Origin of the sequence: Paenibacillus nanensis (assembly GCF_003583765.1) — a bacterium.
In the GTDB taxonomy this organism is placed as follows: domain Bacteria; phylum Bacillota; class Bacilli; order Paenibacillales; family Paenibacillaceae; genus Pristimantibacillus; species Pristimantibacillus nanensis.
In genome coordinates this window covers 199,484-215,901 of sequence record NZ_QXQA01000011.1, presented here as the reverse complement: position 1 = coordinate 215,901, position 16,418 = coordinate 199,484, and the positions used below count along the sequence as shown (strand labels likewise).

At 50.3% G+C, this 16,418-nt stretch carries 15 protein-coding genes, 1 rRNA gene and 1 other RNA gene; 2 read left to right on the top strand and 15 right to left on the bottom strand.

What is annotated here, in order from left to right; genetic code table 11:
* From D3P08_RS17690 to rpoE, 15 genes are all read right to left on the bottom strand, one after another.
* Nucleotides 1-265: ribosomal RNA gene (locus tag D3P08_RS17690) — 16S ribosomal RNA — on the bottom strand; the annotation flags it as partial.
* Between the two features lie 364 nt (nucleotides 266-629).
* On the bottom strand, nucleotides 630-893 hold the full coding sequence (locus D3P08_RS17685) for a pro-sigmaK processing inhibitor BofA family protein (RefSeq protein WP_119601033.1): 264 nt from the start codon (nucleotides 891-893) through the stop codon (nucleotides 630-632).
* Nucleotides 890-1,138 carry a DUF2508 family protein gene (locus tag D3P08_RS17680; RefSeq protein ID WP_162848518.1) on the bottom strand — a complete coding sequence of 83 codons (249 nt, stop codon included), beginning with the start codon at nucleotides 1,136-1,138 and terminating at the stop codon, nucleotides 890-892. Before D3P08_RS17680 ends, D3P08_RS17685 begins: the two co-directional genes overlap by 4 nt.
* A gap of 168 nt (nucleotides 1,139-1,306) precedes the next feature.
* A complete protein-coding gene (gene recR, locus D3P08_RS17675; protein WP_119601031.1) occupies nucleotides 1,307-1,906 on the bottom strand; it encodes a recombination mediator RecR in 600 nt (199 codons plus the stop codon).
* 38 nt (nucleotides 1,907-1,944) lie between these two features.
* Nucleotides 1,945-2,256, bottom strand: a complete 312-nt coding sequence (locus tag D3P08_RS17670; RefSeq protein WP_119601030.1) for a YbaB/EbfC family nucleoid-associated protein — start codon at nucleotides 2,254-2,256, stop codon at nucleotides 1,945-1,947.
* Between the two features lie 27 nt (nucleotides 2,257-2,283).
* Entirely contained in the window at nucleotides 2,284-4,065 is a 1,782-nt protein-coding gene (dnaX, locus tag D3P08_RS17665; protein ID WP_119601029.1) for a DNA polymerase III subunit gamma/tau, read from the bottom strand.
* A 211-nt stretch (nucleotides 4,066-4,276) separates the two neighbouring features.
* An RNA gene (gene ffs / locus D3P08_RS17660) (signal recognition particle sRNA large type) lies at nucleotides 4,277-4,544 on the bottom strand.
* A 205-nt stretch (nucleotides 4,545-4,749) separates the two neighbouring features.
* A complete protein-coding gene (locus tag D3P08_RS17655; protein ID WP_119601028.1) occupies nucleotides 4,750-5,163 on the bottom strand; it encodes a hypothetical protein in 414 nt (137 codons plus the stop codon).
* 87 nt (nucleotides 5,164-5,250) lie between these two features.
* Nucleotides 5,251-5,448, bottom strand: coding sequence for a 50S ribosomal protein L31 (gene rpmE, locus D3P08_RS17650; RefSeq protein WP_119601027.1), 198 nt, complete (start codon nucleotides 5,446-5,448; stop codon nucleotides 5,251-5,253).
* A gap of 129 nt (nucleotides 5,449-5,577) precedes the next feature.
* Entirely contained in the window at nucleotides 5,578-6,840 is a 1,263-nt protein-coding gene (locus D3P08_RS17645) for a radical SAM family protein (RefSeq protein ID WP_119601026.1), read from the bottom strand.
* Nucleotides 6,841-6,865: 25 nt separating this feature from the next.
* Nucleotides 6,866-8,206 (bottom strand): transcription termination factor Rho, encoded by a 1,341-nt coding sequence (rho, locus tag D3P08_RS17640; protein ID WP_119601025.1) that lies wholly within the window; start codon nucleotides 8,204-8,206, stop codon nucleotides 6,866-6,868.
* 95 nt (nucleotides 8,207-8,301) lie between these two features.
* The gene (locus tag D3P08_RS17635) at nucleotides 8,302-9,558 is read right to left on the bottom strand and encodes a UDP-N-acetylglucosamine 1-carboxyvinyltransferase (protein WP_119601024.1); all 1,257 of its coding nucleotides are present in this window, start codon (nucleotides 9,556-9,558) and stop codon (nucleotides 8,302-8,304) included.
* Between the two features lie 322 nt (nucleotides 9,559-9,880).
* Nucleotides 9,881-10,279 (bottom strand): response regulator, encoded by a 399-nt coding sequence (locus D3P08_RS17630; RefSeq protein ID WP_119601023.1) that lies wholly within the window; start codon nucleotides 10,277-10,279, stop codon nucleotides 9,881-9,883.
* Between the two features lie 153 nt (nucleotides 10,280-10,432).
* Nucleotides 10,433-12,037, bottom strand: a complete 1,605-nt coding sequence (locus D3P08_RS17625; RefSeq protein ID WP_119601022.1) for a CTP synthase — start codon at nucleotides 12,035-12,037, stop codon at nucleotides 10,433-10,435.
* 289 nt (nucleotides 12,038-12,326) lie between these two features.
* The gene (gene rpoE, locus D3P08_RS17620) at nucleotides 12,327-12,887 is read right to left on the bottom strand and encodes a DNA-directed RNA polymerase subunit delta (protein WP_119601021.1); all 561 of its coding nucleotides are present in this window, start codon (nucleotides 12,885-12,887) and stop codon (nucleotides 12,327-12,329) included.
* 399 nt (nucleotides 12,888-13,286) lie between these two features.
* Between rpoE and D3P08_RS17615 the strand changes: the two genes are divergently transcribed.
* Nucleotides 13,287-14,426, top strand: a complete 1,140-nt coding sequence (locus D3P08_RS17615) for a S8 family peptidase (RefSeq protein ID WP_240647624.1) — start codon at nucleotides 13,287-13,289, stop codon at nucleotides 14,424-14,426.
* A 136-nt stretch (nucleotides 14,427-14,562) separates the two neighbouring features.
* A complete protein-coding gene (locus D3P08_RS17610; protein WP_147381823.1) occupies nucleotides 14,563-15,621 on the top strand; it encodes a hypothetical protein in 1,059 nt (352 codons plus the stop codon).
* Nucleotides 15,622-16,418: the final 797 nt, after the last annotated feature.

Below are 16,418 nucleotides of genomic sequence, written 5' to 3'. Positions count from 1 at the left end.
TTACCTCACCAACTAGCTAATGCGCCGCAGGTCCATCTGTAAGCGACAGATTGCTCCGTCTTTCCCGAGTCGGCCATGCGACCAACTCGCGTATCCGGTATTAGCATTCGTTTCCGAATGTTATCCCAGTCTTACAGGCAGGTTACCTACGTGTTACTCACCCGTCCGCCGCTAAGTTATCCCCGAAGGAATAACTCCGCTCGACTTGCATGTATTAGGCACGCCGCCAGCGTTCGTCCTGAGCCAGGATCAAACTCTCCATAAAAGTGTTTGATTGCTCATTACGTTTGTTGCTTGAAGCTTTTCGCATCGGCTAAAGCCGAGTACGAAAACTTCTTATATCTATTAACTCGTTACCGAATTAACAGGGCAGTTTCGCTCGTTGTTCAGTTTTCAAAGAACAATCTTTTTTCTTTCGTGTCGCCCGTGTCTCAGCGGCGACTTTTATAATATATCACATACGCCCATCATAATGCAAGCACTTTTTTAATTCTTTTTTAAAAGCTGTTACAAAAGCGACTTTCACTTTGTTGGCGCGAGTAATAATGTAGCATAACCAGAATAGTCCCGTCAACCTAGAGCGCAGCATTTCCTGAAATAAAAATCAATTCCAGTATCGCTGTCACTCATTAAACAATAAAGAGCTGAATGCCTGCCAACATCAAAACGCCTGGCACGCCTAGCACTACAGCCGCGCTTATCGTAAAGGGATTGAGCGGAATATGCAGCCCTTCAACAATCCCCGTCTCATTCACAAGATATAAGAGACCTGCTGCCGCGATCAAATGCAGGACAAAACTGCGCAGCCAATTCCAAGAAAGCCTGCTTCGCAATAAAACGATAATCAGCGTTAACGAGGACGCAATCAATACTGTCAACCATACTGCCTTCATTCCGCTACTCCCTCCCATTGCGGCCATGAGCCTTTCATTTTTTTCGCTTTGCTTAATAGCATGGTGTAGCGCTTCTCGGCCGTAATGATCGCATGAATCGCATAGTCCACTTGCTCATGGCCAAGCGCATAGTTGAAATATCTTTTGGCGCTCTCCCATTCCTTTAACGCATCTGCAATTTCCTCCTTCAGCTTTCGTTTTCGGCTGTAGTCTTCCTTATTTTGTTCCGGTTGTTGCAAGTCCATTTCGCACCCTCCTTGTCCACGCTTGGTATGCGGTTCTTCTTCTATGTGTATAGGCCTGTACCGAAGAATAGAACTCAAGGATGTATAGAAGGGGGCTAACCTAAACAAAAAAGAACCGTCCCCCATGGATGTTCCATGAAAGAACGGTTCTAGAAGCGGTCTCGGCTATCAGCTGAGCTCACGCCTACCTTCCAAAGCTTTGGACAGGGTCACTTCATCGGCATATTCCAGATCCCCGCCAACCGGCAGACCATGGGCGATTCGGGTCACTTTTAATCCAAACGGCTTTACTAACCGCGATAAATACATCGCAGTCGCTTCGCCCTCGATATTAGGATTCGTAGCAAGAATAAGTTCCTGTACACGCTCGTCGCTTAATCTGCGCAGGAGCTCGGCAATTCGGATCTCATCGGGTCCGACTCCCTCCATTGGAGAAATCGCGCCTTGCAGGACGTGGTAATAGCCGTCGAATTCCTTCGTCCGTTCCATCGCCACTAAATCCTTGGACTCTTGAACGACACAGATAACGGAGCTGTCGCGCGATTTGTCCTGACAAATCTTACACGGATCCGTATCCGTAATATTGCAGCATACCGAGCAATAAAACAGATTCCGCTTCACGCTTACTAACGCTTTGGCGAAATCGATCACGTCATCTTCCTTCATTCGAAGCACGTGAAAAGCAAGCCTGGCGGCAGTCTTCGGACCGATGCCAGGCAAGCGGGTAAACGCGTCAATCAATTTTGCTATCGGTTCCGGGTAAAACAAAGGGTACAGCTCCTTTCAGCGCAGCGAACGCCCGCTCCTTAGAACAGACCCGGAATTTTCATGCCGCCTGTGAATTTGCCCATATCTTGATTCGCAAGTTCGTCCGCTTTTGTAAGCGCGTCATTAACGGCAGTCATAACGAGGTCTTGAAGCATTTCAACGTCGTCCGGATCAACCGCTTCCGGCTTAATGACGATGTTCAGCAGTTTCTTGTGGCCGTTCATCGTTACGCTGACCACTCCGCCTCCAGCTGTTCCTTCGACGGTCTTGCTCTCCAATTGCTCCTGAGCCTTCATCATTTGCTCTTGCATTTTTTTCACTTGCTTCATCATTTGGTTCATGTTGTTCATTATTCGTCACCTCATTAATAATTTAAGTTATGCCTTTTCTTTCACAACGACCAAATCTTCGCCAAACAGCTTGACCGCTTCCTCCACCCATACGGGTCTCTGTGAAGCTTTCGCGCCTTCAGCGTCGCCTTCCGGTTCCAGCTCCAGCATTTCTCCCGGCTCGTTATCCGCGCCGTCCAATGCCGCCTGCCATTCCTTCTGCATCACGGTGACCAACCGATACGGAGCCCCCAGCACTTCCGAAGCAATCCGTTCGATAATCTCCCGATGATCCGGCTTTTCGGTTGTTTCCCTATGAATCTCATTTTTGAAAGCAAGCAGCAGATTGCCGGCATCAACGGAGACAAGCTCGCCGTTCTTCAGCCATGCATGAAGCGTTACTTTGGCGTCTTTGACACGAGCCAGCACGTCGCCCCACTTGGATCGCGCAATGCCCGACTCCGGACTGCCGGCAGCAGCAGCGTAACCGTCCAGCTTCACCTTCGTCCGAACCTTGCCGCCGCCACCGCCGCCGAACGCGCCTCGAGAAGGACCGCGCGAGATCGGCGCCGCGCTACGAGCTTCACCTGCTCCCGCGTCACCTGATGCTTGAGGGGCGATTCCGCTCTTCAGCAAGCTTTCAAGCTTCCTCTCAAGCGCCTCAACCTGACCGCGGAGCCTGGACACTTCGGCATCCGATGCCCCGCTAGAGGCGGCCCCTCTCTGTACCGATACGGATGACCCCTCATCGTTAATCGAGCACAGCTTCATTAAAGCGACCTCAAATACGGTCTGGGGCTGCGAAGCATGCTTTAATTCTACCTGGTATCGGTTTAAGATATCAATCATCGCAAACAAACGGGACGATGAATAGGCTTCCGCCATTTCCAGGAACCGCTCGCGATCGACAACCCTTTCGGTGGCTGCGCCGGTCGGGGCAAGCTTTAACACAAGCAAATCGCGGAAATAGTACATCAAATTCTCCATGCACTTATCCGCCGCCTTGCCCGCCTGCATCAAGCTTTCCACCAGCGGCATCAGCGCCGATACATTGCGGTCCCTCACCGCTTCCGCAAGCTGATAGAATTGTTCGGCGGCTATGCCTCCTGTAACATCTATTGCAGCTTCAAGCGAGATTCGGCTGTCGCCGAATGCCGCTACTTGCTCCAGAAGACTGATCGCATCCCGCATCCCGCCTTCCGACAAGCGCGCGATATAAGCAAGGGCATCCTCATCAGCGCTGATGCCTTCTTCTTGACAGATCTGCATCAGCCTTCCCGTTTGCTCCTCCAAGGAAACTTGGCGGAAGTCAAAGCGCTGACATCTGGAGATTATGGTTGCCGGCAGCTTGTGAGGCTCCGTGGTCGCAAGAATAAAGATAACGTGACCCGGCGGCTCCTCCAATGTTTTCAGCAGCGCGTTGAACGCTTCGGAAGTGAGCATGTGCACCTCGTCAATGATGTACACTTTGTATCGCACTTCGGACGGCGCGTATCTTACCTTGTCGCGAATATCCCGAATCTCGTCAATACCGCGATTCGACGCGGCGTCGATTTCGATGACGTCCATAATATGACCGGCCGTAATCCCCTTGCAAGCTTCGCATTCGTTGCATGGCTCAATGGCCGGTCCTCGTTCGCAGTTAACGGCTTTGGCGAGCACTTTGGCGGTTGTCGTCTTGCCCGTGCCCCTCGGTCCGTTGAATAAGTACGCGTGAGATACCCGTTGTTCGCGAATCGCATTCTGAAGCGTCTGTATAATATGCTGCTGTCCAACCATGTCCTGAAACGTCTGAGGACGCCAGGCACGATATAATGCAATATGTGACACGCGACTCTTCCCTTTCAGCTTGCCTGATCTTAAGCTCAGCAGCGTTTTCTCTGATCTATTATACTACACCTTCGGTTCAATCAAAATGTTAAATCATCATCTAGACAAAAAAGCCCCGCAGCTCCCGGTCTCCGCAAGCTTTGCTTGCAAAAACCACTGCTGCAGGACTATATTTGACGGGCTTCTATACCCAATGCGTGTCTTATTAGGACCGTGCACCTGTCCTCGATACATGCGACCCGAGCGGCACTCTTGCGACACAGCTCGAGCCAGGCACCCCTCCGGCACATGAACTAACTTGCTTACGGCTGCTTCCTTCCGGACCTGACCGGGTTCACAAGCGTCCATTGCGGAGGACCCAGCTGTCAACACTGCTTGCAAGCGCCAAGCCTCACATCAGCATAACCTCAGACAGGAATTCAACCTCGCTACAGCGGATTGCGAGTTACAGGGCACCGCTACCTCCCCATCTAGCACGGCAAGGACAAGTATATTACATTCTAGACCAAAGCGCAACCTATGGTGAAATTTGCATATCGTGAGGCTGTGAATTCACCTATGGTGCGATTTACCGCATTTGTCCAGATCTTGTCTAACCCATCATAAATAGCGTTCCATTCAGCGGTAAAACTTCCGCTTCACCGCGGCCGATTCCTTAGACTTGGCTTAATAACCGAAAGATGTCTAACTCTTTACTTTCACATGCACATCATAACGCGGAAAATTGGACTGAAGCAGGCTTTGCGCCTCAGCGAGCATCGCCTTTCTTTCCTTGTCGGTCAAGCTGCGGCTTACCCGAAGCGTTACATTCATTTCGTCGCCGTTAAAGCCAACCTGCGTATTTTCGATGCCTCTGATCGGTTTAAGCAGCTGCCCCACCATTTCCATATCAAAATCATAGGAGGTCCCGCTCCGATTCAGCAGGTTCGGGTTGGTGTTCGTTAACCCCATATAACCGTCGTTTCTATAGACTCTTGCCTGTCCGTCCGCATTTTGTCCGCAGCCGCTCACCAGTAAGAGCAATAATGAACCGTACACGCCGATCCATAACAATCGCCACATTCGTCTTCCTTTTCGATAACCCTTTTTGAATGCCATGAAAAAAACCTCCCTTTAACCATAGGATGGCTGAGGGAGGTTCTTGTATTCTGCCAATTAAAGGCGGAATCATTGTTGTATGCACAATTAAATGCCGTATTTCTTCTTGAAACGGTCGACGCGGCCGCCGGCATCCAGGAACTTCTGCTTACCCGTAAAGAATGGGTGACATGCGGAGCAAATCTCAACGCGAAGATTCGACTTGATCGAACCTGTCTCGAATGTATTGCCGCAAGCGCAAGTTGCTGTAACGACGTGGTATGTCGGATGAATACCTTGTTTCATCTCGTTCACCTCTTTCTGCCCTGAGCCACATGCGGACCCAGAGTAAAATCACACAATACGGATTATAGCACGGAACGACGTTTAGGCGCAATGATAATCGCCTGCCAGCGGCAAGATCACACTTGCCAATTACAGCCTTACTCTTCGCATCGGCGCAGGCGGCACATGCGTATAGGAGCCGATCACAACATCCGGAAGCTCCTGGCGGAAAATCTCCAGCATTTGCTTCATGCCATAGATCTCGCCTTTCGCCTTCGGAATGAGCGCCAAATAGCTCTCCGGATCAATATTCAAATTCCGCATTTGAATGAGCTTAAGATCCGTCCGCTTCGCGAAATCAATCATCGCTTCAATCTCTTCTTCACGGTCGGTAACGCCCGGAAATATCAAATAGTTTATGGACGTATAGACGCCCTTATCCGCAGCATACTTAAGCGAACGCTCCACATTATGCAACGTATATCCGCGCGGCTTATAGTAGGCATTGTAGTGTTCATCGATCGCGCTGATTGTGCTGACTCTCATCAAATCAAGCCCGGCATCCACAATCGCGCGCATAAAATCGGTGAGTCCGGCGTTCGTATTAATATTAATGAAGCCAAGCGAGGTCTGCTCCCTTACACGCTTCATCGCCTCTACAATAATTTTCACCTGCGTGGAAGGCTCGCCTTCGCAGCCTTGTCCAAAGCTGATAATGGATTCCGGCTCCTTCAGATGCTCCAGCATGATTTCTACGACTTCATCGACCGTCGGTTTGAAATTCATGCGCGTCTGCGGCGCAGGGAAGCCGCTGTCCTCCGGCTGCTCGGATATACAGCCGAAGCAGCCCGCATTACAGGAGTAGGATACCGGAACCGCGCCTTCCCATCTGCTCAGGAATGTGTTGGACGCCGTTAAACATTCGTAGCCTAAAGCGCAATTCGACAAATGCTTGTACAATCGGTTTTCCGGGTATTTCTCCAGCAAGCGCTCGACTTGTACGTTTAGTTCTTTGCGGTCGCAATTGAGCGGATCCCAACGTTCAGGATCGTCGCACTGCTCCGCCGTAACAAAGAATCCGCCGTCCTTCCATACAACAGCGGTATAACCGAAAAGCGGCAGCTTCTCCTTCTTATCGGATTTCACATATCCGGGAAGACAAAGCCGTGTATAGCCCTGCGGAAGCAAGGCGCCTACGGCCTGAGCGCCGCCGGGCAATGCCTGCATCTCACCGGTATCCGGGTCAAGTCCGATCGGTCTGGTAAAGGGTAAGCTAACAAGTGTCGCGCCTGCAGGAAGAGGAATAAGCTCATCCTCCATGATTTCTACAATCATATCCCCACTTCGGCCTAGTCCGATATATTCAGGATGGTCGAACACGTTGCCATGTTCGTCTGCATATACGAGATTCATGATGTCCTCCTTTCCTTATCGAGAGCTACGAGCCGTTCGTCGTTCTTGCTACCGGCCTGCGTCCCGCCGCGGAGGTCTGCGCGCTCTTCATGGACGAACGCTCCGACTTAGACGTCTCGGCCGACGTATCCAGCGACATAAGGAATTGTTCGTTATTTTCCGTTTCCTTCAGCTTCTTCAGGAAGTTATCCACGAAATCAGGCGTATCGGTCAAGCTTCTGCGGATTGCCCACACTTTATCCAGCTCTTCCTTGGTCAAGAGCATTTCTTCACGCCGCGTTCCCGATCTGCGCATATCTAGCGCAGGGAAAATCCGGCGCTCCGCCAGCTTCCGATCAAGATGAAGCTCCATGTTGCCCGTTCCTTTAAATTCTTCATAAATAATATCGTCCATACGAGATCCCGTCTCGATTAGGGCTGTTGCAAGAATGGTTAAGCTTCCGCCTTCCTCCACATTACGGGCCGATCCGAAAAACCGCTTCGGACGGTGGAACGCAGCCGGATCGATACCGCCGCTTAGCGTTCTGCCGGAAGGAGGAATAACTAGGTTATACGCGCGCGCAAGCCGAGTAATGCTGTCCAGCAAAATAACGACATCTTTTTTGTGTTCGACTAAACGCAGCGCCCTCTCGAGCACAAGCTCCGCAACCTTAATATGATTTTCCGGCAGCTCATCGAAAGTAGAAGCGACGACCTCGCCCTTTACAGAACGCTGCATATCCGTAACTTCCTCTGGACGCTCGTCAATGAGCAGCACAAAAAGCTCGATATTCGGATGATTTTCCGATATGCTGTTCGCAATTTCCTTGAGCAAGAGCGTTTTACCTGCTTTGGGAGGTGCGACGATGAGACCCCTTTGTCCCAATCCAACGGGCGCCAGCAAGTCCATCATACGGGTGGATAGCTTCGACTGTGAGGTTTCGAGCACTAGTTTCTTCTCGGGATAAAGAGGAGTAAGAGCAGGAAAATGGAGCCGTTCGGAAGCCGTTTCGGGATTTTCGCCGTTGACAGCATTGACTTGGAGTAGTCCGAAATATCTCTCGTTCTCTTTAGGAGGACGGCACTTGCCGGAAACGAGGTCACCGCTTCTCAAATCGAATCTTCGGATTTGCGAGGCCGATATATAAATGTCTTCTTTGCTTGGCAAATAGTTAATGGGTCGTAAAAAGCCGAAGCCTTCCTGCAAAATATCGAGGACGCCTTCCATAAATAAAAATCCGCTTTTCTCCGCCTGCGCCCGCAGAATGGCGAAGATAAGCTCCTTCTTCTTAAGCGTTCCATAATAAGCGATCTGGTATTGCTTCGCCAGCTTATAAAGCTCGGTCAGCTTCATTTCTTCGAGATCTGCTATTTGGAGATCCGACATATTCTCACCACTTTATTCAAATTAGGTAATAGGACTGATTATACATCTTTTCCATCACTTTGAAAAATATTCACAAACCTAAATCACGGAGTCCATTAGGACTCCGTTTCCCGCCAAATTTCCGCGCCTAGACTCGTCAAGTTTTCGACCAAACGATCATATCCGCGGTCAATATATTCAACACCGGTAATCTCCGTTACGCCGTCCTCTACCGTCAGAGCGGCAACCACGAGCGCGGCGCCGGCTCTTAGATCCGCCGCCTTGACCTTGGCCGCATGAAGACGCGTCCCTTCAATAATCGCCGAACGGCCTTCCACGCGGATATTCGCCCCCATACGCGACAATTCCGGCACATGCTTGAAACGTGTACCGTAAACGTAGTCGGACAGGATGCTAACGCCCTTCGCCTGCGTAAGAAGAGTCGTCATCGGAGATTGCAAATCCGTCGCAAAGCCCGGATAGACAAGAGCCTTGACGTCAATAGCCGAATATTCCGGCGCGCCGGTAATACGAATCGACTCGTCAAGCTCTTCGACGCCGACGCCCATTTCTTCCAGCTTGGCTGTTAGAGCTTCGAGGTGCTTAGGAATAACGTTATCAATAAGGACATCGCCGCGAGTAGCCGCAGCCATAATCATATAAGTGCCTGCTTGTATACGGTCTGGAATGATGGAATGCCGGCAGCCGTGAAGCTTCTCGACCCCTTCAATTCGAATCGTTTCTGTACCTGCGCCTTTGATAACAGCGCCCATCGCATTCAATAAGGTTGCTACATCTATGATTTCAGGCTCTTTTGCCGCGTTTTCGATAATCGTTGAGCCTTTGGCCCGGGAGGCCGCCAGCATAATATTAATTGTTGCGCCCACGCTTGCGACGTCCAAATAAATCTTCGCTCCGTGCAATTCCTTCGCGTAAATATGAATGGAACCATGCTCGTTCGTTACTTTTGCTCCTAATGCTTCAAACCCTTTAATATGCTGATCAATCGGACGCGGCTCGAAGTTGCAGCCGCCAGGCATTCCGATCGTCGCTTCCCCGAAGCGCCCCAGCATTGCGCCCATCAAATAATAAGAGGCTCTAAGAAGCTTAACCTTGCCGTTAGGCATTGGCTTCGCCTGCAGGTCTGACGGATCGATCCGCATCGTATCTCCGCTTCGAACCACCTTCGCTCCAAGCTCTTGCAATATTTCGCTATAAACCGCCACATCGCTTATAAGCGGCAAATTATCTAACACAACCTCCGACTCAGCCAGTATTGCCGCCGGCACCAGCGCAACCGCGCTGTTCTTGGCCCCGCTGATCTGAACCGTACCGCGCAGCGGTCTACCGCCGCGAACCATTAATTTCTCCATTCGATCTACATTCCTCCCGTCTGTCCAGAAGAGAGCAAGGAAAACCCTCCTTAGTCAGCTGCCCTTAAGGATGGCATCAAGCCTGCTAGCCCTGTAAGGCGGTTTTGCCCTTCCTTGTTTCTAATGCTTATGCTTGGTTGTTGCTTCCGAACAAGCGGATTCCTTATTGAGTAACAGCCCTTAAGAGCAAGCCTGTTCCGACTTGTCAGTCTGAGCTATTATATCATACTGCGCCCTCAAATGGTAAAGCTTGTTTTCCGTAGACAACTTAAAAACGGCACCGCCGCTTCGGTAAGCGGCAATGCCGTTTATGTGCTGCTTATTATGATCCAACCGCGTACCGGTCCGAGCTGCTGCCGCCCTGCAGCTGCTTGTTCACTTCCATACGCATCTCGTCGATGTCGAATGGTTTCGTGAAGTGCATCAGCGCCCCTAAATCCGTCGCTTCCTTGATCATATCAAGCTCGCCGTAGGCCGTCATCATGATGACTTTAATCGATGGATCGATCGCTTTAATATGCTTCAATATTTCAAGTCCGTCCATTCCCGGAATCTTCATATCCAGCAAAACCAAATCAGGCGACTCTTGCTTTACGATTTCCAGGGCGAGCTTCCCGTTGGCAGCCTGAAATGTGTTATATCCTTCGCTGCTGAACACCTCTAGAAGCAGCACACGGATTCCATTCTGATCGTCAACGATTAATACCTTCTTCTTATCCAACCTTCATCTACCCCCCGAAACTAAACTTGCCACAGGACAAATTTCCGTATTTTCTTATATATTCGGTACTGCTTGGGGTTTTCCTCCTAATTTCATACAAAAAATTACTAACATGAGAGGATATTTAACATTCTGATGAAAGTGAAAGAAGAATTAACGCTCCGAATACGCCAGAGCCGCGTGAACAAAGCCTTTGAATAGAGGCTGCGGACGGTTCGGTCTGGACGTGAATTCCGGATGGAATTGCACAGCCAGGAACCATGGATGCTCGGCATATTCGACCATCTCAACGAGACGGCCGTCAGGAGATGTGCCCGAAATGCGCAGTCCGGCCGATTCAATCGCTTCTCGATACTCATTGTTAAATTCATAACGATGGCGATGGCGCTCGTATACAAGCTCATCTCCGTATTCGCGAGCCGCAACCGTTTCCGGTACGATTTTGCAAGGATACAGACCAAGACGCATTGTGCCGCCCAAATCTTCAATATCCTTCTGATCCGGCAGCAAATCAATGACCGGATATGGCGTCGAAGAATTAATCTCCGAGCTGTTCGCGTTCGCCAGTCCGACGACATTGCGGGCAAATTCGATGACCGCAACCTGCATGCCAAGGCAAATACCAAAGAACGGCACTTTGTTCTCGCGCGCATAACGAATAGCCGTAATCTTGCCTTCGATGCCGCGGTCTCCAAAGCCTCCCGGCACCAAAATGCCGTGAACGCCGCGAAGCTCGTCCGCCACATTCGCGTCGTTGATCAATTCCGCATCGACCCAGCGGATTTTGATCTCCGAGTCAAGCGCGATCCCCGCATGGCCAAGCGATTCCACGATGCTAAGGTATGCGTCATGAAGCGCGACATATTTGCCGACGATTGCGATTTCCGTTGTTTTATGCAGCGATTTCACGCGGTTAACAAGACTTTCCCATTCCGTCATGTCCGGCTCGTTCGTCGTCAGCTTCAAATGATTCACGACGATCTCGTCCAGTCCTTGCTCTCTGAGCATGAGCGGCACTTCGTACAGGGTCGACGCGTCGCGGCATTCCACTACCGCATTCGCATCGATATCGCAGAACAGGCCGATCTTGCGCTTCATGTCTTCAGCAAGCGGATATTCGGTACGGCAGACGATCACGTTCGGCTGAATGCCAATGCTGCGAAGCTCCTTCACGCTGTGCTGGGTCGGCTTTGTTTTCACTTCTCCAGCAGCTTTAATATAAGGAATCAGCGTAACATGGATGTACATCACATTATCGCGTCCGATATCGCTCTTTATTTGGCGAATCGCTTCGAGAAACGGCAAGCTTTCGATGTCGCCCACGGTGCCGCCGATTTCGGTAATGACTACGTCCGAACCTGCTTCCCGTCCGGCGCGGAATACGCGGTCTTTTATCTCATTCGTGATATGAGGGATAACCTGTACCGTGCCGCCCAAATATTCGCCGCGGCGTTCTTTGGTAATGACATTGGAATAGATTTTACCCGTTGTGACGTTGCTGTTCTTGGACAGATTGATGTCAATGAAACGTTCATAGTGGCCAAGGTCTAGATCCGTCTCCGCACCGTCGTCGGTTACGAATACTTCTCCGTGCTGATAAGGGCTCATCGTACCTGGATCTACGTTGATATATGGATCAAATTTTTGGATCGTAACTTTTAGACCCCTATTTTTCAGCAGTCTGCCTAGAGAAGCTGCCGTAATCCCTTTACCTAAGGATGACACTACGCCGCCGGTTACAAAAATGTATTTGGTCACTTGATGATACCCTCCATGCTCCTATGTTAATTTAAGTTTGCCCTACCAGAGGCTGTTTAAAAAGCATACCGTCATGTTGCCCAGACTTGCCCCAATCGGGTACTTCCAGAACAAGGCAGCGCATGAAAAAAAGTCCCGTTCAAACAAAAAAAGTGACACCCGTAGCTACGGGGGCACTTTTCTCATCTGCATATGATATGCGTTATTTGTTAACCGAATCTTAAGCCCATGCAATAGTTTACTCCGGGCTTATAGGACATGTCAAGCGAAACTAGACGCTTCTAAGCGATTAATCTTCGTCCTCTTCATCGTCTTCGAAGCCGTCTTCTTCATCCTCTTCTTCCGCATCAAGTTCTTCGTCATCTTCGTCGATTTCGTCCTCGATCTCTACATCTTCGTCAACCTCGGCGTCTTCTTCCGCGTCATCGAAGTCCTCGACGTCTTCATCGTAAACATCGTAATCCTCGTCGTCCGCCGCGTAGGTATCTTCTTCCTCGTCCGCATACAGATCGTCATCTTCGAGATCGTCATCATCATTGATGATACGGGTACGCTTCGCGTTGCCCACCGGATCTTCGGAACGCTCAACCGGATACCAGCGCTTCAGTCCCCACATATTGCTGCCCACGCAAGCGAAACGACCATCGATGTTAATCTCCGTGTACACCTGCGCGATAAATTGTTTAATGCCCTCTTCAGACAGACCGCGTATTTTAGCGATCTCCATCATGAGATCACGATAATAGTAAGGCGTATTCGCCGCTTTGAGAACCTCGAACGCCAAGTCAACCATCGGCATTTCCTTCACGCGTTCGGGATCAAGCTTAAGCGCGATATTGCTTCCGCTCATATGGACACATCCTTTCTTGCCTAGAAATATGTAATCACTCATTCGTCGTTTTACACGCTAGTCACAGTATAGTAAAACCTATTTCCTGCAAAAAATCAAGCAGGCCCGATGAATGGTAAGCGGCGCGCAGCTTGCGGCGTTATCCAGCTCTGAAAATCGCGAGCATGCAAAAAGCGAAGGGAAGCTCCCTTCGCTTTGACTGTATCCGTCCGAAGAGCCGCCGGGCGGTTCTATCGGAAATGCAAGAGCATGGTTAGCTCTTGTTCTATCCTATGTTTCGACTTGAAAAATGACACGGCGCTGCGCCTATTTATCTGAAAAAAGGCATGTTGCTCATTCGGCATTTACGGCGGATTCATACAATGATGAAGCATCGTCCTTCGGGAGGGGAAGCTAACATTGGATACCGCCGCATTAATACGATGGTTACAGCATGCTATCAGCAAAACCGACGCCTCTTCAGTAAAGAGGATCATCCGATTCCAAAACGGCAGTGATTACCGGCGCTTCCTTCAACAGTTGAACAAGGATGATTCCGGATCAGAGAGCCTGAAATCGATCAATCCCCTGCCCATTATTATGGGGATCACATGCAGGCTGCCCGCCGATGCCAGACTGAACGAGACGTTTACCGGACGAATCTGGATGGAGAAGGACTGCAAGATCAGCGTTAGCCCTTCCGCACAGAAAACGCCTGCCCCCCAGAACGGCATACCATGGGGCGTGCAACAAATTAAAGCTCCCATGGCTTGGGGGATCACAACCGGTCACCGCGTGAAAATCGGCGTCATTGACACCGGCGTGGACTTCGGCCATCCCGACCTGAGGCACTCTCTGCTGCGCGGCATAAACCTGATCAATCGAAGCAAACTGCCTTATGATGACAACGGGCACGGAACTCATATCGCGGGAACCATAGCCGCCGCGAATCAAATGCAGGGCATGATCGGCGTTGCGCCGAGGGCGCTCATCGCTCCGGTGAAAGCGTTCGACCATAACGGCAGCGCCTTCGTCTCCGACATTATTCTCGGCATCGAATGGTGCGTGCGCAACGGCATGGATGTAATTAACATGAGCTTCGGCATGAAGACTAGGAGCAAAGCGCTGCTCGGCGCTGTGACCAACGCCTATAACGAAGGCGTCATTATCGTCGCTTCTTCGGGCAACGACGGCAGGCAGCGCTTCGTCGATTATCCGGCCCGATATCCGCAAACCATTTCCGTCGGAGCAACCAACAGGCTGCGGCGTATTGCTTCGTTCAGCAATCGCGGGCCTTACATCGACATTTACGCTCCGGGCGAAAAGATCATGTCCGCATGGCTGAGGGGCAACTACAACGAGATGAGCGGCACGTCCATGGCCACCTCTCACGTGAGCGGCGCCATCGCGCTGCTTCTGTCGCTCAAGCCGGGACTGTCGCCTGGCGATATCAAGTCGATTATGAAACGATCCATGATGCCTCTTCGAAACAGCAAATCCCGCCGAGGCCCCGGCGAGCTGGATGTGCTGAGAATGCTGCAAGCCGCGGAGCGGATTTAGCTCCCGGCTTGTTTGACGTTTTGGGGCAGGGGCATGACGGATCTTCAAAAATATTCTATGCAAGGGTCGTAACTTTTTACATCGATTTCCGTTTATACCACTGTAAGGAGACGAATACATATGGAGCGTGAATAATTTGAAAAAATTTATTTTGGGATTTATTTGTGCGTCGGCTGTTTTTGCCGCCGTTGCGGCCGTATCCGCGTCCAATGAGATCAAAGCGCTGATCAGCTCGATTCATGTCTACTTTCATGTAAACGGCGAGACCCGTTATTTGGGCTCGGATGAAACGATTGCCTTGAATTACAAAGGACAGCTGTATGTCCCGCTCCGGAAGTTCTCGGAACAGATGGGCGGAGACGTTCATTACTCGGAAGCGGAAAGCGGATCGAAGACAGTCGATATCTTTTTGGCCGATGACCGCGATCTGGACCTTCAAGACAAAGACGGTTATGTCCGCATGGGGCACTTGGATGTTACATTCTCGGAGATGGGCGATCTTTCAACTATAACAGGAACGATCAAGTTTAACCGAAGTATTCCGCAAGGCAAAGACATCGTCATTGCAATACTCGATCAGAATGGAAAGGAAGCCGGCGTAACGGAACCGCTTCAGCTGCAGAATCAGAAGGTATCGCAATCCGTTGGAGGAGATATGGCCACTTTCGAGACACATTTCCCTTATATGAAGACTGTCGATAAATATAAGCTGGAAGTAAGGGTTGTCGACAAGACAGATTGGACGTATAACCAAATCTATGGAAACCTGTATGGCGCTGGCGGCGTAATGGGTTATCCTCTTGTGGTGACGCTGGATGGTGATGTCAATAATAAAAAGAACGTGCCGTTCAATCTTCGTGTCAGCATCATCAACCTAGACAAGGAGAGCTCGCACACGATTACAAAGCCCGTCGCCTTCGATATCGAGATCGTTCAAAACAAGGACGGAAAAGAAGAGCTTGTGCGAACGCTTCATACGAAACCGTTCAGCGGCAAGATCGTCCATCAGCAAGGCGCTGTCTCTACTATCGTGATATGGGATCAAAAAGATAACAACGGCAAGCTCGTTCCTGCAGGCGAATATTGGGCCAGCATTAAATTGCCGGTGACGGCGGAAGGCGCAGGTACCAGCTATGGACTCGAAGACTCGCTGAAGGCGATGATCCCTGTGTTTATCGATACTCCGTTCCAATAGTACACACATTCCCGTTCTGGGCTTATAGTTTGGAGTTTAAAGGATGCCTTTTGTGAGCTGCTGCTTACCGTTCACTTTAAAGGGGCATCCTTTTTGCTATCGTTTTTCGAGAGCAAGTAGGGCAGGGCTCCTCATGCGCCCTAGTTTGTACGATTTTTCGTACAAACCGCCACTTGGCACCACACATTCGCTCCCTTTTGTACGATTTTTCGAACAAACTGCCGCATCTTACCTCTCACTAGCCCACTTTTATACGATATTTCGTACAAACTGCCCCATCTTACTCATCATGCGCTCCACTTTGCACGTTTTTTCGTACAAACTGCCGATCTTACCTCTCATGCGCTCCACTTTGCACGTTTTTCGTACAAACTGTCGCACCACACCACTCATCCGCACCCTTTTGCACGTTTTTTCGTACAAACCGCCCCGCCGTAACACACATTTGCTCCCTTTTGTTCGATTTTTCGTACAAACTGCCGCATCTTACCTCTCATGCGCTCCACTTTGCACGTTTTTTCGTACAAACCGCCCCCCGCAACATATTTCCGCTAACTTTTGTACGATTTTTCGTACAAACCGCCACGTGGCACCACACATTTGCTCCCTTTTGTACGGTTTTTCGTACAAACTGCAGCTTCGCACCTCTCACTAGCCCACTTTTGTACGAAATTTCGTACAAACTGCCCCATCTTACCCCTCATGCGCTCCACTTTGCACGTTTTTTCGTACAAACTGCTGCTTCGCACCTCTCACTAGCCCACTTTTATACGATATTTCGTACAAGCTGCCCCATC

What these genes read in the sequence shown, in the direction of transcription:
- D3P08_RS17655 (WP_119601028.1), bottom strand. Translation starts at nt 5,163, where the DNA reads ATGGCATTCAAAAAGGGTTATCGAAAAGGAAGACGAATGTGGCGATTG.
- rpmE (WP_119601027.1), bottom strand. Translation starts at nt 5,448, where the DNA reads ATGAAACAAGGTATTCATCCGACATACCACGTCGTTACAGCAACTTGC.
- D3P08_RS17670 (WP_119601030.1), bottom strand. Translation starts at nt 2,256, where the DNA reads ATGAACAACATGAACCAAATGATGAAGCAAGTGAAAAAAATGCAAGAG.
- D3P08_RS17685 (WP_119601033.1), bottom strand. Translation starts at nt 893, where the DNA reads ATGAAGGCAGTATGGTTGACAGTATTGATTGCGTCCTCGTTAACGCTG.
- rho (WP_119601025.1), bottom strand. Translation starts at nt 8,206, where the DNA reads ATGTCGGATCTCCAAATAGCAGATCTCGAAGAAATGAAGCTGACCGAG.
- D3P08_RS17645 (WP_119601026.1), bottom strand. Translation starts at nt 6,840, where the DNA reads ATGAATCTCGTATATGCAGACGAACATGGCAACGTGTTCGACCATCCT.
- D3P08_RS17680 (WP_162848518.1), bottom strand. Translation starts at nt 1,138, where the DNA reads ATGGACTTGCAACAACCGGAACAAAATAAGGAAGACTACAGCCGAAAA.
- rpoE (WP_119601021.1), bottom strand. Translation starts at nt 12,887, where the DNA reads ATGAGCGGAAGCAATATCGCGCTTAAGCTTGATCCCGAACGCGTGAAG.
- D3P08_RS17635 (WP_119601024.1), bottom strand. Translation starts at nt 9,558, where the DNA reads ATGGAGAAATTAATGGTTCGCGGCGGTAGACCGCTGCGCGGTACGGTT.